General features: G+C 66.9%; 17 protein-coding genes and 2 pseudogenes. 5 read left to right on the forward strand and 14 right to left on the reverse strand.

The features are described 5' to 3' along the window. The 9 genes and pseudogenes from AC1DFE_RS17985 to AC1DFE_RS18025 all read right to left on the reverse strand — a co-directional run. Positions 1-221, reverse strand: a 221-nt coding sequence (locus AC1DFE_RS17985; RefSeq protein WP_476907234.1) for an aldehyde dehydrogenase family protein, incomplete at its 3' end; no start/stop codon positions are given. Positions 222-453: 232 nt separating this feature from the next. After that, positions 454-1,856 (reverse strand): annotated as a pseudogene (locus AC1DFE_RS17990) (MFS transporter). Between the two features lie 35 nt (positions 1,857-1,891). Continuing rightward, positions 1,892-3,412: an NAD-dependent succinate-semialdehyde dehydrogenase gene (locus AC1DFE_RS17995; protein ID WP_476907235.1), complete on the reverse strand. Its 1,521-nt coding sequence runs from the start codon at positions 3,410-3,412 to the stop codon at positions 1,892-1,894. Between the two features lie 40 nt (positions 3,413-3,452). Further along, entirely contained in the window at positions 3,453-4,268 is an 816-nt protein-coding gene (locus AC1DFE_RS18000) for an HpcH/HpaI aldolase family protein (RefSeq protein WP_476907236.1), read from the reverse strand. Then, on the reverse strand, positions 4,253-5,038 hold the full coding sequence (gene hpaH / locus AC1DFE_RS18005; RefSeq protein WP_476907237.1) for a 2-oxo-hept-4-ene-1,7-dioate hydratase: 786 nt from the start codon (positions 5,036-5,038) through the stop codon (positions 4,253-4,255). Before hpaH ends, AC1DFE_RS18000 begins: the two co-directional genes overlap by 16 nt. A gap of 3 nt (positions 5,039-5,041) precedes the next feature. Next, positions 5,042-6,133 carry a 3,4-dihydroxyphenylacetate 2,3-dioxygenase gene (hpaD, locus tag AC1DFE_RS18010; protein WP_476907238.1) on the reverse strand — a complete coding sequence of 364 codons (1,092 nt, stop codon included), beginning with the start codon at positions 6,131-6,133 and terminating at the stop codon, positions 5,042-5,044. Positions 6,134-6,168: 35 nt separating this feature from the next. Further along, entirely contained in the window at positions 6,169-7,683 is a 1,515-nt protein-coding gene (hpaE, locus tag AC1DFE_RS18015; protein ID WP_476907239.1) for a 5-carboxymethyl-2-hydroxymuconate semialdehyde dehydrogenase, read from the reverse strand. 59 nt (positions 7,684-7,742) lie between these two features. Continuing rightward, on the reverse strand, positions 7,743-8,465 hold the full coding sequence (locus AC1DFE_RS18020) for a GntR family transcriptional regulator (protein ID WP_476907240.1): 723 nt from the start codon (positions 8,463-8,465) through the stop codon (positions 7,743-7,745). Then, a complete protein-coding gene (locus tag AC1DFE_RS18025) occupies positions 8,458-9,933 on the reverse strand; it encodes a fumarylacetoacetate hydrolase family protein (protein WP_476907241.1) in 1,476 nt (491 codons plus the stop codon). The genes AC1DFE_RS18020 and AC1DFE_RS18025 overlap by 8 nt, the downstream gene beginning before the upstream one ends. A gap of 225 nt (positions 9,934-10,158) precedes the next feature. Between AC1DFE_RS18025 and AC1DFE_RS18030 the strand changes: the two genes are divergently transcribed. After that, positions 10,159-12,126 carry an FAD-binding monooxygenase gene (locus AC1DFE_RS18030; RefSeq protein ID WP_476907242.1) on the forward strand — a complete coding sequence of 656 codons (1,968 nt, stop codon included), beginning with the start codon at positions 10,159-10,161 and terminating at the stop codon, positions 12,124-12,126. Positions 12,127-12,244: 118 nt separating this feature from the next. On the opposite strand, the gene AC1DFE_RS18035 is transcribed toward AC1DFE_RS18030, so the two are convergent. Then, positions 12,245-12,538, reverse strand: a complete 294-nt coding sequence (locus AC1DFE_RS18035; RefSeq protein ID WP_476907243.1) for a hypothetical protein — start codon at positions 12,536-12,538, stop codon at positions 12,245-12,247. Positions 12,539-12,774: 236 nt separating this feature from the next. Here AC1DFE_RS18035 and AC1DFE_RS18040 point away from each other — a divergent pair, with 236 nt between their 5' ends. Beyond that, positions 12,775-14,250: an APC family permease gene (locus AC1DFE_RS18040; RefSeq protein ID WP_476907244.1), complete on the forward strand. Its 1,476-nt coding sequence runs from the start codon at positions 12,775-12,777 to the stop codon at positions 14,248-14,250. A 141-nt stretch (positions 14,251-14,391) separates the two neighbouring features. Here the strand turns inward: AC1DFE_RS18040 and AC1DFE_RS18045 are convergent. After that, a pseudogene (locus AC1DFE_RS18045) lies at positions 14,392-14,871 on the reverse strand (AmiS/UreI family transporter); the annotation flags it as partial. A gap of 196 nt (positions 14,872-15,067) precedes the next feature. Between AC1DFE_RS18045 and gdhA the strand changes: the two are divergent. Further along, positions 15,068-16,405, forward strand: a complete 1,338-nt coding sequence (gdhA, locus tag AC1DFE_RS18050) for an NADP-specific glutamate dehydrogenase (RefSeq protein ID WP_476907245.1) — start codon at positions 15,068-15,070, stop codon at positions 16,403-16,405. A gap of 51 nt (positions 16,406-16,456) precedes the next feature. On the opposite strand, the gene AC1DFE_RS18055 is transcribed toward gdhA, so the two are convergent. From AC1DFE_RS18055 to AC1DFE_RS18065, 3 genes are all read right to left on the reverse strand, one after another. Then, entirely contained in the window at positions 16,457-17,416 is a 960-nt protein-coding gene (locus AC1DFE_RS18055; RefSeq protein WP_476907246.1) for an AraC-like ligand-binding domain-containing protein, read from the reverse strand. Positions 17,417-17,570: 154 nt separating this feature from the next. Next, on the reverse strand, positions 17,571-18,701 hold the full coding sequence (locus AC1DFE_RS18060) for a D-TA family PLP-dependent enzyme (RefSeq protein WP_476907247.1): 1,131 nt from the start codon (positions 18,699-18,701) through the stop codon (positions 17,571-17,573). Positions 18,702-18,766: 65 nt separating this feature from the next. Then, on the reverse strand, positions 18,767-19,357 hold the full coding sequence (locus tag AC1DFE_RS18065; protein ID WP_476907248.1) for a TetR/AcrR family transcriptional regulator: 591 nt from the start codon (positions 19,355-19,357) through the stop codon (positions 18,767-18,769). A 120-nt stretch (positions 19,358-19,477) separates the two neighbouring features. Here AC1DFE_RS18065 and AC1DFE_RS18070 point away from each other — a divergent pair, with 120 nt between their 5' ends. Next, positions 19,478-21,394, forward strand: a complete 1,917-nt coding sequence (locus tag AC1DFE_RS18070) for a primary-amine oxidase (RefSeq protein WP_476907249.1) — start codon at positions 19,478-19,480, stop codon at positions 21,392-21,394. 9 nt (positions 21,395-21,403) lie between these two features. Further along, positions 21,404-21,949, forward strand: a complete 546-nt coding sequence (locus AC1DFE_RS18075) for a hypothetical protein (RefSeq protein WP_476907250.1) — start codon at positions 21,404-21,406, stop codon at positions 21,947-21,949. The last annotated feature ends 18 nt before the right edge of the window (positions 21,950-21,967 follow it).

Consider the following 21,967-nt stretch of genomic DNA (forward strand, 5'->3'; position numbering starts at 1 on the left):
GGCGGCCTGGCGGCCTTGAGCAGCGCGGCGGACCTCGCGTCGTGGCCCAGGGCAGCCCACGCCGGCTGGGCAGCCTGGGCTGCGGTTACCGCTCGCTCCAGGTCTTCGACGGTGTGGACCGGTGCCTCGCCAACGGGCTTCCCGGTGGCGGGGTCGAGGATGGTCCGGGTCTCGCCGGAACCGGGGGTGATGGATGCGAGGAGGGCATCGTAGGTTTCCAAGAGGTACTCCACTTCGAGTAGGTCTGTGCGCTCGGCCGGTCGGCGAGGCGGGCATACCTAAGTGTTGTCCGGGCGCGGACCCGATGGCTTGTCTTTGGGTGCAGAACCCTTGACTTGGGGCGAACTGACCGGCTGAAATGCCTGCAGGAGCTGCCGCTGGCCGGGAAAGCGAACTGGCCGGAGCGGACCAAAAGGGTCCGCTCCGGCCAGCCGGACGTGTTGGTATAACGGGCTAGATTTCGGCGGCCGCCTTGGCGGCGTCGGCCGGAGCGGCCCGGCGCCGGTCGAAGACGGTGGCGCCGACCTCCTGCTCGGCCTGGTTGTTGATGCCCAGGTCGATGTCCCTGCGTTCCCGGATTACCAGCACCGCGGCCGTTGAAACGAGGGCCACGATGAGCAGGTAGACGGACACGGAGGCTGTTGTTCCGGTGGCCTGGACCAGGGCCGTGGCGATCATCGGGGCGAAGGCACCGCCGACGATGGCGCCGAGCGCGTAGGAGATGGCGACGCCGGAGAACCGGATGGAGGCGGGGAACAGTTCACTGTACAGCGCCGCCTGCGGCCCATAGGTGAGGCCGAGCCCGGCGGTGAACAGTGCAAGGCCAAGGAACAGCGCCCAGATGTTTCCGGTGTTTACCAGCCAGAACAGCGGGAAGACCGTGACAATGAGGCAGCCGTAGCCGATGAGGTAGGTCTTCTTCCGGCCGAGGCTGTCCGCCAGGTAGCCGGAGATCAGCGTGAACATGAACCACAGGGCAGCGGAGCCGGTCACTGCGAGGAGCACTTGCGTGCGGTCCATGGCCAGTCCGGCGGGATTGGAGCATAGCTGAGGATGTAGCCGCCGGTGGTCATGTAGCCCGCGGCGTTGTTGCCGGCGAAGACCAGGGCCGCGATGATGACCAGCAGCCAGTGCTTCTTGAACAGTTCCACAACCGGGACCCGGGTCTGCTGCTTCTTTTGGGCGATCTCCTCGAAGACCGGGCTTTCCTCCACGCTGCGGCGGACCATGAAGCCCACGACGATCAGGACGAAGCTGAGCAGGAATGGGATACGCCAGCCCCACTCCACAAAGGCGGCACCGGGGGAGACCACACCGGACATCAGGGCCAGCACGCCGGAGGCCAGCAGCATGCCCAGGGGGACGCCCAGTTGGGGGAACGCACCGAACAGGCCCCGCTTGCCGCGCGGCGCATGTTCAACCGCCATCAGGACGGCGCCGCCCCATTCGCCGCCGGCTGAAATGCCCTGCAGGATGCGCAGGAGCAGCAGCAGGATGGGCGCCACGATACCGGCCGTCTCGAAGGTCGGAAGCACACCAATGAGGGTGGTGGCCGCCCCCATCATGGCCAGCGTGATGACCAGCATGGCCCGGCGGCCCAGGCGGTCCCCGAAGTGTCCGGCCAGGAAGGCGCCCAGCGGGCGGAACAGGAAGCTAAGTCCCACCGAGGCGAAGGAAATCAGGATCCCGATGTCGGCGCCGGCGGGCTCGAAGAACAGCTTCGCGAAGACCAGGCCCGCGGCGTTGGCGTAGATGAAGAAGTCGTACCACTCGATGGTGGTTCCGATGATGGTGGCGAACGCTACGCGGCGGTTGTCCGTCGCCGAGCCGCGCTGCCCATGCTGGACAGTACTCAATGTTTTTCCTTGCTGTGTGGACACGTCGCTAGGTGCTAGCCCGCGTAGGGGTCGGCGATGCCGATGTACTGGGTGGTGGTGTATTCGGCGATGCCTTCGGAGCCGCCTTCGCGGCCGAGCCCGGATTGCTTGACGCCGCCGAAGGGTGCGGCGGCGTTGGAGATGACGCCGGCGTTGAAACCGACCATGCCGAATTCGATCTGTTCGGCCACGCGGAGGAGCTTGTTGAAGTCGCGGCTGTAGAGGTAGGAGGCGAGGCCGTATTCGCTGGCGTTGGCCAGCCGGATCGCGTCGTCCTCGGTGGCGAAGGTGGTCACCGGGGCGACGGGGCCGAAGATTTCCTGGCGGAGGATGTCGGCGTCGTTGGGGACGTTGCCCAGCACAGTGGGCGGATAGAAGTAGCCGGCTCCCTCGACCGGGGCGCCGCCCGTGATGGCGGTGGCTCCGGCGTCGACGGCTGCACTCACCAGGGCGTGCACGTCGTTGCGGGCGCCGGCATCGATCAGGGGACCGACCTGGGTGTCCGGTTCGGTGCCGCGGCCGGTGGCCAGGGCGGCCATGGCCGCGGCGAACTTGGCGGTGAATTCGGCGGCGACGGTTTCCTGGACGAGGAACCTGTTGGCGGCTGTGCAGGCCTCGCCCATGTTCCGCATCTTGGCTGCCATGGCCCCTTCGACTGCCTTGTCGAGGTCGGCGTCCTCGAACACGATGAAGGGTGCGTTGCCGCCAAGTTCCATGGAGGTGCGCAGGACGTTCTGGGCGGCGTCGGCCATGAGCCGCTTGCCCACCGGTGTGGAGCCGGTGAAGGAAACCTTGCGCAGGCGGGAATCTTTGAGCAGGGGCCCCGAGATGCCGGAGGCGGACGAGGAGGAGACGACGTTGAGGACGCCGGCGGGCAGGCCGGCGTCGAGCATGGTCTGGGCAAAGTACTGCGCGGTGAGCGGGGTGAGTTTGGCGGGCTTGAGGACCATGGTGCAGCCGGCCGCGACGGCGGGGGCGACCTTGCGGGTTGCCATCGCGAGCGGGAAGTTCCACGGGGTGATGAGCAGGCACGGCCCGACAGGCTTGTGCTGGACCAGGATCTTGTTCTTGCCCTCGGGGGTGGTGAGGTAGCGGCCGTGGTCGCGGACGGTTTCCTCGGAGAACCAGCGCAGGAACTCGGCGCCGTAGGTGACTTCGCCGCGGGCTTCGGCCAGCGGTTTCCCCATTTCCAGGGTCATCAGCAGCGCGAAGTCCTCGGCGCGTTCGGTGACCAGGTCGAAGGCACGGCGCAGGATTTCGGCCCGTTCCCGCGGTGCGGTCCGTGCCCAGGACGCCTGGACGGCGTCCGCTGCGTCGAGCGCGGCGAGGGCGTCCTCGCTGGTGGCCGAGGCCAGGGTGGCGAGCACCTCCCCGGTGGCGGGATCCTGCACGTCGAACGTGCCGCCGTCGGACGCGTCCCGCCACTGGCCGTTGATTAGCAGGCCGGTGGGCACGGACGCGAGAAGTTCGGCCTCACGTTCGGGAGAGACGGAGGCCGGCGAGACGGCAGGGGAGAGTACGGGCGAAGTGGTCATGCGGGGTCTCCTCGGGAGTGGGAAGGTCTGAGGGTTGGGTTTAGTAGCTGGCCGGGGAGTCGGCACCGGCCGCTCGGACGTATTCGGCGGCGAGGGCCTCGGAGCCGCGGGCCAGGAGGGCGACGTCGGCGCCGACCAGGATGAAGTCGGCACCGGCCGCCAGGTAGGAACGGGCCGTGGCGGGCGCGAAGGCGTTGACGCCCGCCGGTTTGCCGGCCGCTTTTGCGGCGGCGAGGCAGTGTTCGACGGCGGCACGTACCTCGGGGTGTTCCTGCTGTCCCAGCAGCCCCATGGAGGCGGCGAGGTCTGACGGCCCGACGAAGATGGCGTCCACGCCGTCGACCTTCAGGATGTCCTCCACCGCTTCAACTGCGGCCGTGGATTCGATCTGGATGGTGACGCTGACGGTGTCCGATGCCCGGGCGAGGTAGTCCGGAACGCGGTTCCAGCGGGCCGCGCGGGCCAGCGCCGAGCCAACGCCGCGGACGCCGTGGGGCGGGTAGCGGGTGGCGGCCACCGCGGCCTCCGCCTCGGCCACGGAGTTGACCATCGGGACCAGCAGGTTCTGCACGCCCAGGTCAAGGTACTGCTTGATCAGCACGGTGTCGTTCACCGGTGGCCGGACCAGGGTGTGGACCGGGTAGCCGTGGATGGCCTGGAGCTGGGCCAGGAGGGATTCGAGCCCGTTGGGGCTGTGCTCGGCGTCCACCAGGAGCCAGTCCAGGCCGGACCCGGCGCAGAGTTCGGCGATCAGCGGGCTGCCGGAGCAGACCCACATCCCGGCAAGCGGCCTGCCTGCTTTACCGTTTTGACTGCGCAGGGCATCCCGGAAAGTGTCGTCTATTCGAAGCGGCATGTCACGCTCCCCAGGGGTCCGTAGTCGGCGTGGACGGTGTCGCCCTTGTACACCCAGAGCGGGCGGGTGAAGGACCCGGCCAGGATGATGTCGCCGGCCTTCATGCTGTCTTCGTGTGCGGCGATCTTGTTGGCCAGCCAGTGCACGCCGTTGGCCGGGTGGTCCAGGACGCCCGCGGCGACGCCTGTTTCCTCCACGGTCTGGTTCTTGTAGAGGATCGCGGAGACCCAGCGGAGGTCGACGGCGTCCGGCTTCACCGGGCGTCCGCCCACCACCATGGCGCCCATGGCCGCGTTGTCGGAGATGGTGTCCACGATGGTCCGGCCCTCCATCTCGATCCTGGAATCGAGGATCTCGAGGGCCGGAACCACGTAGTCGGTGGCGTTCAGGACGTCGAAGATGGTGCAGCCCGGGCCCTTGAGCCCGTCCTTCAGGACGAACGCCAGCTCCACCTCCACCCGCGGATGGGTGTATTTGTCCCATTCCACGGAGCAGCCGGTTTCCAGCACCATGTCGTCAAAGATGGCGCCGTAGTCCGGTTCGGTGATGCCGGTGGCGGCCTGCATGGCCTTGGACGTGAGGCCGATCTTGCGCCCCACCAGGGTCCGGCCGGCGTCCTCGTTGCGGCGCCGCCACAGCTGCTGCACGGCGTAGGAGTCCTCCACAGTCATGTCCGGGTAACGGGCAGTCAGGCGGGGCACAGGGGTGCGGGTCCGGCCGGCGTCCACCAGCTCGTCCGCAATGGCCTCGATCGTCTTCGCGTCCAGCATCGGTTAGACCTGGGCTCCCAGCTTGAAGCCCACTGCGTCGGTGCCTGCGGAGGAGGTTTCGTCCTTGCGGGTGTAGGAGAAGCCGTCGGCTCCGACGGTGACGGCCATTTCGGAGGCGTCGGTGCGCTCGATGACCGGCTGCGGGTTGCCGTCCAGGTCCAGGACCAGGGAGGCTTCGGTATACCAGGACGGGACCACGGGGTTGCCCCACCAGTCGCGGCGCTGGTTGTCGTGGACGTCCCAGGTCACGGTGGGGTTGTCCGGGTCGCCGGTGTAGTAGTCCTGGGTGTAGATCTCGATGCGGTGGCCGTCCGGGTCCAGGATGTAGAGGTAGAAGGCGTTGGACACGCCGTGCCGGCCGGGGCCGCGTTCGATCCGGTCGCTGATGCGCAGGGCGCCCATCTTGTCGCAGATCTGGATGATGTTGTGCTTCTCGTGCGTGGCGAACGCGACGTGGTGCATGCGCGGGCCGTTGCCGCCGGTCAGGGCGGTGTCGTGGACGGTCTGCTTGCGGTGCATCCACGCGGCGTACGTGACGCCGTCGGAGTCCTTGATGTCTTCGGAAACGCGGAAGCCCAGGTCCTCCAGGTAGGCGCGGCCGCGGGGAACGTCCGGGGTGACCTGGTTGAAGTGGTCCAGGCGCACGAGCTCGCCGGCGGAGTAGAGGTCGTAGCGCTGGGTGAGGCGCTCAACGTGCTCGGTCTCGTAGAAGAACTCGTAGGGGAAGCCCAGCGGGTCCTCGACGCGGACGGAGTCGCCGATGCCCTTGGTGAAGCCTTCCTTGCGGCGCTCAACCCGGCAGCCCAGTTCCTTGTAGTAGGCCTCGGCGGCGTCCACCTCGGTGGGGGACTTCACCCGGTAGGCGAAGGCGGCCACGGCGGCGATGGGGCCCTGGCGGAGCACCAGGTTGTGGTGGATGAACTCCTCCAGGGAGCGCAGGTAGATGGTGTTCTCATCTTCTTCGGTGACGTGCAGGCCCAGGACGTCGACGTAGAACTCGCGCGACTTTGCGAGGTCCGTGACGACGATTTCCATGTAGGCGCAGCGGACGATGTCCGGTGCCGGGACGGTGGGCGTGGGAACGAAGTTGGTCATGATGTTCTCTCTTCTTTGAAAGGGGTGGCTAGCGCTTACGCGCCGAATTTAGGGGTGTGGACGGAGCCGAGTGTGATGTGCACGGCCTGCTGGTCGGTGTAGAAATCGATGGAGCGGTAGCCGCCCTCGTGGCCCAGGCCGGAGGCCTTGACACCGCCGAACGGGGTGCGGAGATCGCGGACGTTGTGGCTGTTCAGCCACACCATGCCGGCTTCCACGTTCTGCGAGAAGTTGTGGGCACGGGTCAGGTTCTGGGTCCAGATGTAGGCCGCCAGGCCGTACTTGGTGTTGTTGGCCAAGGCGAGGGCTTCGTCGTCGTTCTCAAACGGGGTGATGGCGACGACGGGACCGAAGATCTCCTCCTGGAAGATCCGGGCGTCGGGGGAGACGTCGGCGAAAACGGTGGGGGCGATGTAGTTGCCCTCCGGCAGGCCTTCGGGCCGCCCACCGCCGGCCAGCAGCCGGCCCTCGGACTTGCCGATCTCCACGTAGGAGGCCACCTTCTCGTAGTGCTCCGGGTGCACCAGGGCGCCCACCTGCGTCTTGGGATCGTGCGGATCTCCGACGACGATGTTCTTGGCGCGGGCAGCGTACTTCTCGCAGAACTCGTCGTAGATGGCGCGTTCCACCAGGATGCGGGAGCCGGCGGTGCAGCGCTCACCGTTGAGGGAGAAGACGCCGAAAAGGGCGGAGTCGACGGCGGCGTCCAGGTCGGCGTCGGCGAAGACGACGCAGGGGGACTTGCCGCCGAGCTCCATGGAGAGGCCCTTGAGGTTGGCGGCGGCGTTGCGGAAAATGGTCTGGCCCGTGGTGGTCTCGCCGGTGAAGGAGATCAGCGGGACGTCAGGGTGCTTGACCAGGGCGTCGCCGGCTTCCTCGCCCAGGCCGTTGACGAGGTTGAAGACGCCGTCGGGCAGGCCTGCCTCCTTGAAGATGGCGGCCCAGAGCGATGCGGACAGCGGGGTGAATTCGGCCGGCTTGAGGACCACGGTGTTGCCGGTGGCCAGTGCCGGGGCCAGCTTCCAGGACTCGAGCATGAACGGGGTGTTCCACGGGGTGATGAGCCCGGCAACGCCGATCGGCTTGCGGTTCACGTAGTTGATCTGTGAGCCGGGGACCTTCATGGCGTCGTCGAACTGCGCCACGATCAGGTCCGCGAAGAAGCGGAAGTTTTCCGCGGCGCGCAGGGCCTGGCCCTTGGCCTGGGTGATGGGCAGGCCGGTGTCGAAGGTTTCGAGTTCGGCGAGGCGGCTTTCCTGGGCTTCGACGGCGTCGGCAATCTTGTTGAGGATGCGGGCGCGCTCCCGCGGCTTCATCTTGGGCCACGGGCCGTTGACGAATGCTTCGCGGGCGGCGGCGACGGCGAGGTCGATGTCCTCCTTCTGGCCTGCCGCGGCGGTGGCGTAGTTCTGGTTGGATACCGGGTCCAGGACGTCGAACGTCTTTCCGCCCACGGAATCAACGAACCTGCCGTTGATGAAGTGCTGGATGTGGGTGGGCAGGTCCTCGGGAACGTAGTGCTTTGCTGCTGTTTCTACAGGGGTCGTCATCGTTGTTTTCCTTACTGTCTAGAGAGACGCGGGGTCAGTTACGGCCCAATTCGGGGCCGTTATTGGGCGCTAAGTGACCCCGCGTTGGTTTGGGAGAGGTACGCGTCCAAGGTGGCGCTGCGGTGGAGTCGAGCTGCTTTTTCGATGGTGTCGGCGTCGGCGCCGGCTTCAATGAGCCGGAGCAGGGCCTCGTGTTCGTCCACGGACTCATGGGCCCGGCCGGGGACAAAGCGGAACGTTGAGGATCGCAATGACGCCAGCCGGTTCCAGCCGCGGTGGACAAGATCCAGGATGTGCGGGTTGGGGCAGTGCTCGAAGAGGACGCTGTGGAAGTCCTGGTTGAGCCGGGTGAACCGGACGGGGTCGAAGTGCTGCAGGCACTCGCGCATCTCGGCGTTCACGGCGCGGGCCCGGGCAATGTCCGCTTCGCCCACCAGCGGTGAGGACAATGCCGTGGCCGCACCCTCCACGATGCTCAGCGTCTGCATCGTGTAGAGGTACTCGGTGGGATCGATGCCCGCCACGGTGGCCCCAACGTTGCGTTCGAAATTCACCAGGCCTTCGGCCTCGAGCCGGCGGATCGCTTCGCGGACCGGGACCACGCTGAAGCCGAGGTCCTTGGCGATGGCGGCCAAAACCAGCCGGTAGCCGGGCGTGTAGGTGCCCTCCACGATCCGTGCCTTGATGGCCTGGTAGGCCTGCTCGGACTTGCTCCCGGCGGTGCTGCCGGAGGCGCTTGCGGAGATGCTCTCGGCGGCGTGGGCTGTTGCCGTTTCAGTCATTGGCCTTGCCTGCTTCCCATTGCTCATACTTGGCGCGCCACTGCGCGTTGAGCGGGTAGAGCCCGTCCACCCCGTGGCCCTGCTCCACCATTTCGGCGATGAAAACCTCTTCGCGTTCCTGGGCGATCGAGTCGTTGGCGACTTCCTCGGCGATGGCCGGCGGGATGACCAGGATGCCGTCCGAGTCCGCCACGATGATGTCCCCGGGCTGCACCGTGGTGCCGCCGCAGGCGATGGTGATGTCCGTATCCCACGGGATGTGGCGGCGGCCCAGCACGGCGGGGTGCGGGTTGGAGTAATAGGTGGGGAGCTCCATGGCGGCCACGGCGGAGAAGTCCCGGACGCCGCCGTCGGTGATGATCGCGGCGGCGCCGCGGACCTGCGCGCGCAGGGCCAGGATGTCGCCGATAGTCCCGGTGCCCTTCTCCCCGCGGGCCTCCATCACCAGGATTTCGCCCTCGTTGACGGAGTCGATGGCCCGCTTCTGTGCGTTGAAGCCGCCGCCGTGCGTCTTGAAGAGGTCTTCACGGTTGGGCACGTAGCGCAGGGTCCGGGCCAGGCCTACAACCTTGCGGTCCGGGCGGGTGGCGGTGAGGCCGTCGATGCTGACGTTGTTAAGACCGCGCTTGCGCAGCTGGGAGGACAGCGTGGCGGTGCAGACGCTCTCCAGCTTGGCCTTCAGCTCCGGGCTCAGGACGGAGGCGGCAGCCTCGGAAGACACGGCCGGAAGTCCTGCAGCTTCGCGGGAGCCGTAGGCTTCCTCCCGCTGCAGATCATCGGCCTTGGGCAAGGCACCAAAGTCGGCGAACGGCGTCGTGCCTTCGGTGACCGTGGTGGTGAGCCGGCCGGTAGTGAACGAACCGGCGCTCACCTCCACCTCCAGCACGTCGCCGGGCACGGCGACCGAGGCGCCGGCCGGTGTACCGGTGAGGATGATGTCCCCCTCCTCGAGGGTGAGGAGCTGGGACAGGTCCGCCACGAGCCGGGCGAACGGGAAGAGCAGGTCTTCGGTGGTGTCGTCCTGGACGAGTTCGCCGTTGTGCCAGGTGCGGAGGCGCACTTTGGCGGGGTCGACGGCGTCTGCCGGAATCAGCGCCGGGCCCACGGGGGTGAAGCCGTCGCCGCCCTTGGACCGGAGGTTGGAGCCCTTGTCCGCGTAGCGGAGGTCGTACACGCCGAGGTCGTTGCTGGCCGTGACGGCGGCGACGTGGCTCCAGGCGTCTTCGACCTCGACGCGGCGGGCCGCCTTGCCGATGATGATGGCGATCTCGCCCTCGTAGCCGAGGAGTTCGCAGCCTGCCGGGCGCTCGACGGCGGCACCGGTCAGGGACAGCGACGACGACGGCTTGAGGAAGTAGGAGGGCTGCGCCGGTGTCCGGCCGCGCTGGGCTGCCCGGCTGGGGTAGTTGATGTGCACCGCGATCACCTTGCGCGCTGCTGCCAGGGTGTCGTCGTTGACCTGCTCCAAAGCGTTCTCCTCATCAGGTACGAAATCGTATACGAAACATCTTGGACCCCCTCCGGCAGCTTCGTCAACCCCCGCCTTCCGATAAGGGGGAGGTGGTTGTAACCCGGGTCATATGTGACGTACAGTACTGAAGCATAACCACAATTTCTATTATCGAACCAGCTGTTCCGATATAGAACACATGATTTGGCGAAAGCCAGCCACACACTGAAGTGAGGAAAGCCCGTGCAGTTCCACCACCACGGTTACGTTTCCGGTGACCCGCGCATCCAGCCGGCCGCCGGCGTCGGCATCAACCGCCCCGAAGAGCTGCCCGACGAGGTCGACGTGCTCATCGTGGGCTCCGGCCCTGCGGGCATGCTCGCGGCCGCCCAGCTCTCCCAGTTCCCGGACATCACCACGCGCATCGTGGAGCGCCGCGGCGGCCGCCTCGCCATCGGCCAGGCCGACGGCATCCAGGCCCGCAGCGTCGAGACCTTCCAGGCCTTCGGCTTCGCCGAGGAGATTACCGCAGAGGCCTACCGGATTACCGAGATGGCGTTCTGGAAGCCGAGCGCGGAGAACCCGAAGCACATTGTCCGCGCCGCCCGTGCGGTCGACGACGAGATGGGCATCAGCGAATTCCCGCACCTCATCGTCAACCAGGCCCGCGTGCTGGACTACTTCGCCCGGGTCATGGCCTTTTCCCCGACCCGGATGACGCCGGACTACGGCTACGAGTTCCGCAGCCTCGACGTCGCGGATTCGGGGGAGTTCCCCGTTGCCGTGACACTGGTCCACACCACTGGCGAGCACGCAGGCCAGGATCGCGTTGTGCGGGCCAAATATGTGGTGGGTGCTGACGGAGCGCGGAGCAGGGTCCGTGAATCGATCGGCTGCACGCTCGCCGGTGACCAGGCCAACCATGCCTGGGGCGTCATGGATGTCCTCGCGTCCACCGACTTCCCGGACATCCGCACCAAGTGCGCCATCCAGTCCCACGACGGCGGCAGCATCCTGCTGATCCCGCGCGAGGGCGGCCACCTGTTCCGCATGTACGTCGACCTCGGCGTCGTGCCGGCGAACGACAATGGCGCCATCCGCAAGACCACCATCGAGCAGATCATCGCCCACGCGAACCAGATCCTGCAGCCCTACACGCTCGACGTCCGCAACGTCGCCTGGCACAGCGTCTACGAGGTGGGCCACCGCCTCACCGACAGGTTCGACGACGTCCTGCCCGCCGAACGGGATACCCGCACGCCGCGCGTGTTCATTACCGGCGACGCCTGCCACACGCACAGCGCCAAAGCCGGCCAGGGCATGAACGTGTCCATGCAGGACGGCTTCAACATCGGCTGGAAGCTCGGCCACGTCCTTGAAGGACGCAGTCCGGAATCGCTGCTCGCCACGTACTCCGCGGAGCGGCAGGTCGTCGCGAAGAACCTGATCGATTTCGACAAGGAGTGGTCCACCCTCATGGCCAAGAAGCCCGAGGAGTTCGACGACCCCTCGGAACTCGAGGACTTCTACGTGCGCACCGCCGAATTCCCGGCCGGTTTCATGACCGAGTACGCGCCGTCGATGATTGTTGCTGAGGCGAAGCACGCCGGGTTGGCCACGGGGTTCCCGACCGGCAAGCGCTTCAAGTCTGCCCCCGTGCAGCGCGTCTGCGACACTAACCCGCTGCAGCTTGGCCACCAGGCAACGGCGGACGGGCGCTGGCGCATCTATGTGTTCGCCGACCCCGCCGAGGCCGGCGCCGCGTCGCCGACCACCGACTTCGCACAGTGGCTGGAGAACGCCCCGGAGTCCCCGCTCGCGGCCACGCCGGAGGGTGCCGACGCCGATGCCTGGTTCGACGTGAAGGTCATCTACCAGCAGGACCACAGGGGCATCGACATCAATGCCGTCCCGGCCGTGTTCAAACCGGAGGTGGGGCCGTTCAGGCTCACCAACCTCGAGAAGGTCTACGGCACCGACCCGAAGGCCGACATCTTCGAACTGCGCGGACTGGACCGCGGCGGCGTCGTGGTGGTGGTCCGCCCGGACCAGTACGTGGCGAATGTCCTGCCGCTGACGGCGACCGCGGAGCTCGGAGCGTTCTTTGCGCCCCTGCTGCCGGGCCGACCGCGGAAGCCGCTGCAATCCGAACCGCTTCGGACCAAGCCGCTACAGTCCGCTGGCTCGGGGCTCGTCGCCAACCTGGCATAAGAGCAGGTCTGCCGGGGAATCCGGCAGCCTCCCCGGCAAAACTTTGGCTCCTGGAGTCCGGATCCTTGCACCGAGGATCCGGACTCCTTTGTGCTCCGGGGCTTTGCTCGGGCGCGCTTCAGGCGAGCCCGCGGTGTGCGGCCCACATCGCGGCCGCGTGGCTGGCAGCCTCGGCGATCAGTGCGGCCAGTTCCGGCCGGTCAGGCACGCGGAACGAGACGTAGGCCCCCCGGCCGCCGGCGATGGGGCGGCCGTAGGCCTTGGCGGCAAGGTGTCCGTCAGGCAGGAGCCGGACGTTCAGCGTGGTCAAAGTGAACTCCTCGCCCCTCCTGCTGTCCGTCCAGCGGAGTGCCTCCGGGATGGTGACATTGATGGCCAGGGCGCTCACTTCAAGAGCGGGATCGCTGCTCATGGACACATGGTCTCACGCGGGTGGGAGCCGGCGGCAGCAACGTCCTTGACCTCGTGCGGACACCCGCGGGATCCTCTGAGAGGAGGCTTCCTCAGGACACGGGCAGTGCGCTCAGGCACAACAACTGATCGCTGCCAGACAAGCCCCCGGCAGCCCGGGACTGCCAAGCTGGATTTACGGTGCGAGGCCATTGCCAGCACCCCTCTCCAACGCTCATGACCGTTAAGAAGGATCCAATGAGTATTTCAAATTCCGAATCCCGGACTGCAGAAGCAAGTCCCCGCAAGGAGCAGTCCACCGCCCTCCGCGCCGGCAGCATCGGCGTCCTGGGCATTCTCTTTTTCGTCCTTTCAGCCCAGGCCCCGCTGACCGGCATCGTCGGTGCGGCGCCCCTGGCCGCTGCCCTCGGCAATGGCGCCGGGGCACCGGGCGCGTACCTCGTCGTGGGCATCGTCATCGTCATCTTCGCCGTGGGGTTCGTGGCGATGAGCCGTAAGGTCCAGGCCAACGGAGCCTTTTACGCCTACATCACCGCCGCATTCGGCCGGAAGATCGGAGTGGGTGCAGCCTGGCTGGCACTCTTGGCATACAGCACCGTGCAGGCCGCCATGTACGGCCTCTACGGCACGGCCTTCTCCGGTTTGCTGGCTTCCGCCGGCGTGGCGGTACCGTGGTGGCTTCTGGCCGTTCTCACCATGGGAGGCGTGCAGGTGCTGGGATCGATGAACATCGAACTCGGTGCCCGCGTCCTGGCGTTCCTTGTGGGCCTGGAAGTGGCGATTCTTCTGATGTTCGGCGTCACCGTCCTGCTGAAGGGCGGAGGCCCGGAGGGCCTCAACGTGGCAGCGTCGTTTTCCCCCGAGGCGATCGCAACCGGAGCCCCCGGAGTGGCTATCATGTTCGCCGTGGCGTCCATGTTCGGCTTCGAGTCGACGGCCATCTACTCCGCCGAGGCCAAGGATCCCCACCGGACGGTGGCGCGGGCAACGTACCTCTCGGTGGGCATCATCGCCGTGTTTTTCGCCTTCATCACGTGGATGCTGGTGAGCTTCTACGGGCCGTCGCACGTCATGGACGCCGCCGGCGCCGCCCTTGAGTCAGGGGACGCGACCTCCTTCGTCATCGGGCCGCTGGTTGAGCTGTTCGGCCCCTGGGCCGGAGTAACAGCCGGAATCCTCCTGGTGACGTCCCTCCTGGCCGGCATCATCGCCTTCCACAACGGCATCAACCGCTACCTCCACTCGTTGGCCCTGCGCGGCTCCCTGCCCGCCGTCCTGGCGCGGACCAACAGGCACCAGGCACCCGCCTCGGCAGCCTGGGTCCAGACGGGCGTCGCCGTGCTGCTCGTTGCGCCGTTCGCGGTACTGGGAATGGACCCGGTCCTGACGCTCTTCTCGTGGTTCAGCGGGCTGGCTGTTGCGGCGCTGTTGGTGCTGTACATGCTCTGTTCCCTGGCCGTCGTCGTATTCTTCCGCCGCGAACGGGTGCAGGGGCAGCACTGGCAGACCCTGGTGGCGCCGGCCCTTGCCTCGCTGCTCCTGGCGTGGGTCCTCTACCTGGTGGTCAGCAACTTCACGTCCCTGATCGGCGGGAGCGCTGAAACGGCCGTCGGGCTGCTGGTGGCCGTCCCCGTGATGTTCCTGGCCGGCGTGCTGGTGGAAATCGTAGTGGAGAAGAGGGCGGGGACACTGGAGCCGGAGCTCGCCGGGTAACGGGCGTTCGACGACGGCAGCACCTGTTCCGCTGCGGCGGCCTCGCCACGCGAGGCCGCCCGCCAGCACCAGGAGTGTGGCAAGGCCGGCCCCTGCGGCCCCGGCCGCCGCGATGCCGGCCGGCCACTGCCCGGTAATTCCCAGGAACGCCGGCACAGTGGCCGATGCCTGGCTGGTGAGGACAAGGGACCAGCCAACCAGCGGCGTCAGGCGCGCGATGCCCAACGCCAGTTGAAGGAAGAACAGCAGCCACAAGTAGGTCCAGCAGAGCCAGAGGGCGGCAAGCAGCGGATCCTCGCCGGACCAGGCCGCAGCCAGAAGGATGCCGCAGGCGCCCACCATCCCGCAGAACCAGCCGAGGCCCGTGGACCCCAGTCCCAGCAGGACATCCAGGCCAACGTACACATAGGTCAGCCCGAAGAGGAACATTCCGGACGCCGTCAGCAATGACTGCGTCCCGGCGGCGGCGGTGACAGCCAGATGGGTAACGCCCAGGATCAGCTGGGCGCTCCCGATGACCAGGCTGAACACGGCAGCGTCCCGGCGGGGGACCAGATCCAGCGCGGCCAGTCCGTTGATCAACAGTGCGGCTCCGGAGAGGAGCAGGCAGAGATACGGCATCAGAGGCTCTTCCTGGCCCAGGGCATTGAGCACTTATTTCTCGTTCTACGGAATTCTTCTGTCACATTACGGAGAATAAGGGAGATGACGCCGGCCGCCTACCTGGCTGCGGTCTTAATCGGTTAGGTTGAAAGCTCAACTATAGGCGGCTGAAAAATCCTCTCCGGCCGTTGCCCGCGGAAGTAAGGACAGTTTCATGGATGCAAGGCTGGAGGCCGTCAGGGATACGGTACTGGCGCGGAACCCCGGCGAGGCTGAGTTCCACCAGGCGGTGGTCGAGGTGTTCGAAAGCCTTGGCCCCGTGCACGACCGGCACCCCGAGTTCCTTGAAGCCGCCATCCTGGAACGTCTCTGCGAGCCCGAGCGGCAGATCATCTTCCGGGTGCCGTGGACCGACGACTCCGGCCGGGTGCAGATCAACCGCGGCTTCCGAGTGGAATTCAATTCCGCTCTCGGCCCCTACAAGGGCGGCCTGCGGTTCCACCCCTCCGTTTACCTCGGCATCGTGAAATTCCTCGGCTTCGAGCAGATTTTCAAGAACGCGCTCACCGGCATGCCGATCGGCGGCGGCAAGGGCGGCTCCGATTTCGACCCCCGGGGGCGCAGCGATGCCGAAGTCATGCGCTTCTGCCAGTCGTTCATGACCGAGCTCTACCGCCACATCGGCGAGTACACAGATGTGCCGGCCGGCGACATCGGCGTGGGCGGCCGCGAAATCGGTTACCTCTTCGGCCAGTACAAACGCATCACCAACCGCTACGAATCAGGCGTCCTGACCGGCAAGGGCATCTCCTGGGGAGGTTCACTGGTGCGCCCCGAAGCCACTGGCTTCGGCACGGTGATCTTCACCGAAGAGATGCTCAAGACCAGGGGCTCTTCCTTCGACGGCCAACGCGTGGTGGTTTCCGGCTCCGGCAATGTGGCCATCAACGCCATCGCAAAGGCCCAGGCGCTGGGCGCCACCGTGGTGGCCTGCTCTGACTCCTCCGGGTACGTCGTGGACGAGGCGGGGATCGACGTCGGGCTGCTCCGCCAGGTGAAGGAAGTGGAGCGCGGACGCCTCAAGGACTACGTTCTGCGTCGTTCCGGCGTTTCCTACGTGGAAGCCGGCTCTGTCTGGGACGTCGACGCCACCGTCGCACTGCCGTGCGCCACGCAGAACGAGCTCGACGGCGATGCTGCCGCGCGGCTTGTCCGCAACGGACTGCTCGCCGTTGGCGAAGGCGCCAACATGCCCTCCACCCGGGACGCCGTGGCAGTGTTCCAGGAGGCGGGAGTGCTGTTTGGGCCCGGCAAGGCCGCCAACGCGGGTGGTGTGGCCACGTCGGCGCTGGAGATGCAGCAGAACGCGAGCCGCGACTCCTGGTCCTTCGAGCACACGGAACAGCGCCTCACGGACATCATGGTGGGCATCCACCACCGCTGCGCCTCCACCGCGGACGAGTACGGCGAACCCGGCAACTACGTGCTGGGCGCGAACATTGGCGGCTTCGTCAAGGTGGCGGACGCGATGCTCGCACAGGGGTTGATCTAGGTGCAGGCTCCCGGCACTAGGTCAACGGCCCCGGGCCGGCGGCGCTGGCAGTCAAGCGCCGCGCCGCCAGTCGCTGGGTGATTCGCCGAAGGCGTCCCGGAACGTGCGGCTGAAATGCGCCGCGTCAAGGAATCCCCACCGTGCGGCCACCGCGCCCACGGAGGTGCCCGTGTGCAGCGGATCCCGGAGGTCCCGGCGCACACGTTCCAGCCGGCGGCTCCGGATCCAGCTGGCAACGGTTGTGCCGGACTCGTGGAAGACGTTGTGCAGGTGGCGGGTCGAAATGAAATGGGCTGCGGCAATGGTGGCCGGCGACAGTTGCGGATCGGCGAGGTTCGCCTCGATGTATTCACGGACCGACGTCGCCAGCAGCGTCTGCGGCCTCATGCTGTCGGCAGCCAGATCCAGTTCCGAATGGAGCATGGTCGAGACGAGGTCGAGGGTGTTGGCCGCCAGCCGCGAGCCGCTGGGCCCGCTGAGTGCCTCCATGTTGCCGGCGAGCTGCGTGATGAAGGGCCCCACGATGCCCGCCAAGCCGGTTCCGCCGGCAAGGCGGACCGCCGACAGCTGTCCTACATAGTCCGGTGGCAGCGACAGCGAGTCGTGCGGGAACATGACCACCATCATGCGTGCCTGCTCCTCGAACGCAAGCGTGTAGGGGCGGTTGGTGTCGTAAATGGCGAGGTCGCCGGGGCGCAACACGGCTTCACGGTTGTCCTGGATCAGGAGGCCGCTGCCCTCCAGTTGGAGGTTGAGCTTGAAATAGCGCTGGTTCGACTGCGCGAGCAGGGCCGGCGTGCGGTGGACGCTGTGGCCCGAAGCCGACACCTCCACGATGCACATCCGGTCCAGCACCCGGGACCGCATCTGGCCGCGGAACAGCTCGGGCCGGTCCGTTTCGGCAGCCAGCGGCACAAAGGACTGCGCCACGAGATGCCTCCAGTGGTCAAAGGAAGTGGCCACGCTGGAGGTGAGGGTCTGGTCCGCGGTGCGGATTGTGGTTGCTGGCATGAACGTTCCTGACGCCGGTTGGGTGTCTCTTGGCGGATCCCCCAAGCTGTGTCCTGGAACACATTAATTTCAGGTTAGCGGCGAAATGCAGCCCTGTCATCTTTTTTCAACACATGTCGAAAAAAGATTTTTTCAGCAAAAGCGCCCCGGCCCCTTACTTGTTCTTGCCCCGGGCCGCCACCGCCCACCGGTCCACCAGTTCGCCGCTGCGCACCACTGCGACGTCGTCCACCAGGTTCATCGCGAGGCATACGTGGTTGGGGATGACGCGCAACCTGTGCCCGATGGCCGGCACGGTTCCGCGCTCGGGCCACTCGACAGTTGCGTGGTGCTCCGACAATGCGGTGATCCTGGCGTCGGGGTGGTCCATCAGCCGTCCGAAGCCGGTAGCCCACGCCGGCCGGTCGCTGCCCAGAACCTTGCTGCCGGCGTCGATGATGAACCGGGCAGGACCGGCCGCCGGGGTTCTGTGGTGGCTGACCACCGTGGCCGCCACCGTCAGCGCGATGTCCTCGACGGCGCACCGCCCCAGCTCGAGCTGCTGGGCGTCGCCAAAGACGTACACGCCCGGCCGGACCTCGGTGGCTGCCGAATTCCCGGTCAGCATGGCCGTCGGAGTGGAGCCGCCGCTGCGGCAGCTGATGTCGAATCCTGCCGCGTTAAGAACCTGGGTCGCCTGGTTCAACGCGTGCTGCTCCTGCCGGGCCGCTTCGACGGGCATGCCCGGTGCGTAGCTGTGCCCCGGGAAGGTGAAGACTCCCGCGACTTTCAGCCCGGCCTGCGCCGCTGCTTCGGCCACGGTGACCACCGCCTCTGGCTGGACGCCGCTGCGGTGGTGGCCGCTGTCGACTTCCACGAGGACGCTGATGCTCCCCGCGGCACTTCCCAGTCCGGATCCCAGCATGGTTGCCCCCTCCGCGGAATCCACTCCGACGGCGATCCGAGCCGTTTGCGACAGCCGCCGAAGCCGCTCCGCCTTTTGCGGCGAAACCCAAAGGGGGTAGGCAATGAAGAGGTCGTGCACTCCGGCAGCCGCGAACACCTCCGCTTCGCCGATGGTGGCCACGGTCAGTCCTGAGGCTCCGGCCGCGATCTGGCGGGCGGCGATCTCCGGGATCTTGTGTGTTTTGGCGTGCGGGCGCAGGCGCAGGCCTTTCGCCCCGACTGCCGACGCCATGCGCTCGATGTTCCGGTCCAGTATGTCAACATCAACCATGATTTCCGGCGTATCGATTTCCTTCGGGATGGTCACTTCCGGTGTCTCCTGGCGGTTCTCGCGGATCATCTTGGATCCTCTCGGTTAGGCGGGGCTGGGGTGCTTGGGGCGTCCGTGCTGGCAGGCGGGCAGTCCTAGCGGGTCAGCAGGGCCAGGTAGCCCTCGAGTTGCCCGTCCAGGCCGAGCTCCGTTTGGCCCTCCGGGAGCAGTGCTGCCGCGATCTGGGCGCCCAGCAGCATGTTGAGCAGCTGGCCGGCCAGGCTCGCGTCGTCGACCACGATGGTGACATCGCCGTTCTCCCTGGCCTCCGCGAGGTAGCGACGGATCGCATCCAGCCACTGCTGCATCGATTCCCGGTGGATCTGCGCCTTGCCGGGGTCGTTGATGGCCTTCTGCCAGAAGGGGATGACGATCCGGGCTTCATTGATCCGTTCCTCGTCCAGCGGAAGCACTTCGACGCAGAAGGCCCGGAGGGCGGCCAGCCCCGAGAGCCCCGCGGTGACTTCGGCGATGCGCTCATTGGTGCGGTTGAAGACGTGGCCAAACGCGAAGGTCAGCAGCGTGTCCTTGGTAGGGAAGTACGGTTTGAGGGCGCCATTGGCGAAGCCCGCCTCGGTGGCGATTTCCCGCATGGTGGCGCTTTCGATGCCCAGCCGCGCGATGATCCGCCAGGTCGCATCCACCAGTTCCAAGCGGCGTTCGTCGTGGTCAACAATCTTTGGCACGCAGCCGCTCCCCAGTAAATATTTCGCCCAGACTCTTGTGAGTCATCTTACGTTCGCTTATTCTCTACAACTATAGAAAATAAACATCCGACCCGCCAGGGTCCCGGACAGAAGGCCGCTATGACGCCCTCCATCACCCAAACAGCCAGCCCCTTCCGCCTTGCCACCGCTGGGGAAATCAGTGAGGTGCAGGGCATTCTTCGGTCTGCGGGCCTCCTTGGCGCGGACAAGCGCATTGCCTACCTGGGCCTCCTCGACCCGGCCCGCGGGTCCGGCCCGGGCACGGAGGACCGGCGGTTCCGGGCGTTCATCCACGACGTCTCTGGTGCCCGGCCCCACGACGTCACCGTTTCGGTCTCCAGCGCAACGGTGGAGTCCGCCGTCGAACTCGACACCGCGGCCACCGGCGAACTGCCGGTCCTCGAAGAGGAGTTCGAGGTGGTGGAGCAACTCCTGGCCACCGACGAGCGGTGGCTGAAGGCCCTGGCCGCGAGGAACCTGGACGCCAGCAAAGTCCGCGTTGCCCCGCTGTCCGCCGGCGTTTTCGAGTACGCGGAGGAGAAGGGCCGCCGGATCCTGCGCGGGCTCGCGTTCGTGCAGGACTTCCCGGAGGACAGCGCCTGGGCCCACCCCGTGGATGGGCTGGTGGCCTACGTGGACGTGGTCAGCAAGGAAGTCACCCAGGTGATCGACACCGGAGTCTTCCCCGTCCCGGCAGAGCACGGCAACTTCACCGACCCCGAGCTCACGGGCCCGCTCCGCACCACCCAGAAGCCCATCAGCATCACCCAGCCCGAAGGCCCCAGCTTCACGGTGACCGGCGGCAACCACATCGAGTGGGAGAAGTGGAGCCTGGACGTCGGCTTTGACGTCCGCGAGGGCGTGGTGCTGCACAACATCGGCTTCCGGGACGGGGACCGGCTCCGGCCGATCATCAACCGCGCGTCGATCGCCGAGATGGTGGTCCCGTACGGCGATCCGTCCCCGGTCCGGTCCTGGCAGAACTACTTCGACACGGGGGAGTACCTGGTGGGTCAGTACGCCAACTCGCTGGAACTGGGCTGCGACTGCCTCGGCGACATCACCTACCTCAGCCCCGTCATCAGCGACGCCTTCGGCAACCCCCGCCAGATCCGCAACGGCATCTGCATGCACGAGGAGGACTGGGGCATCCTGGCCAAGCACAGCGATCTCTGGTCCGGCATCAACTACACCCGCCGTAACCGCCGCATGGTGATCTCCTTCTTCACCACCATCGGCAACTATGACTACGGCTTCTACTGGTACCTCTACCTCGACGGCACCATTGAATTCGAGGCCAAGGCCACCGGCGTCGTCTTCACGTCGGCATTCCCGGAAGGCGGCTCGGACAACATCTCCCAGCTGGCACCGGGGTTGGGGGCGCCGTTCCACCAGCACATCTTCAGCGCCCGCCTGGACATGGCCATCGACGGTTTCACCAACAGGGTGGAGGAAGAGGACGTGGTCCGGCAGGTGATGGGCCCGGGCAACGAGCGCGGCAACGCGTTCACGCGGAAGCGCACCGTGCTGACCCGGGAGTCGGAGGCCGTCCGCGAAGCGGACGCACGCGCCGGCCGCAGCTGGATCATCTCCAACCCCGAATCCCGCAACCGGCTGGGCGAGGCGGTGGGCTTCAAGCTGCACGCCCACAACCAGCCCACCCTGATGGCCGACCCAGGGTCCTCCATTGCCCGGCGGGCCGCTTTTGCCACCAAGGACCTGTGGGTCACCCGCTACGCCGAGGACGAGCGCTACCCGACCGGCGACTTCGTCAACCAGCACTCCGGCGGCGCGGGTTTGCCCGCTTACATCGCGCAGGACCGCGACATCGACGGCCAGGACATCGTCGTGTGGCACACCTTCGGCCTGACCCACTTCCCGCGCGTCGAGGACTGGCCCATCATGCCGGTGGACACCGTCGGGTTCAAGCTCCGCCCCGAAGGCTTCTTCGACCGCAGCCCGGTCCTGGACGTCCCGGCCAACACCGGCCAGTCCGGCTCCCACTGCCACGGCTAGGCTCGCTCCATGACCGCACTGCAGGGATGGGGCCGCGCCGCCGGTCCCATCCCTGACCCTGTTCCCGGCATCAGCCACCCTGTCCCTGGCGGCAAGCACATCCTGCACGCCCGCGCCGTCTCAGCCGTGACCGCGGGGTCCTGCGCGGTGCACCTCTGGCTTGCCGCCGGAAACCACCATGGCCCCTGGCTGGGTGCCATGATGCTCGCGATGGTGGCGGTTTGCCTGCCATGCGCCGTGCACCTGTGGCGCGGCGCGCGGGAGCGGTCCCTGCGCCAGGTGATGGGCTGTGCCCTGGCCATGACGGCCTTGCATGCCGTCCTGTTGCTGGGAACCGCCGCCTTCGCAGGGGGCGGCGCATCCGGCCACAACCATTCCGCAGCTGCGGCGGCCAGTGCGGCGGCCGGAGCGGGTTTCTTTGGGTCCGGCACTGAAGGTTTGCTGGCTATCGTCGTCCTGGAAATTACGACGGCGTTCCTCGCCGCGACGCTCCTCGCCCGCCTTCGCTCCGTCCCCCGGACGGCAAGTCTGTTCCATGCTGCAATGGAGCCCTAAGGAAAGGCCCGTTTGCGG

This window comes from Arthrobacter sp. 05T423 (genome assembly GCF_056396245.1).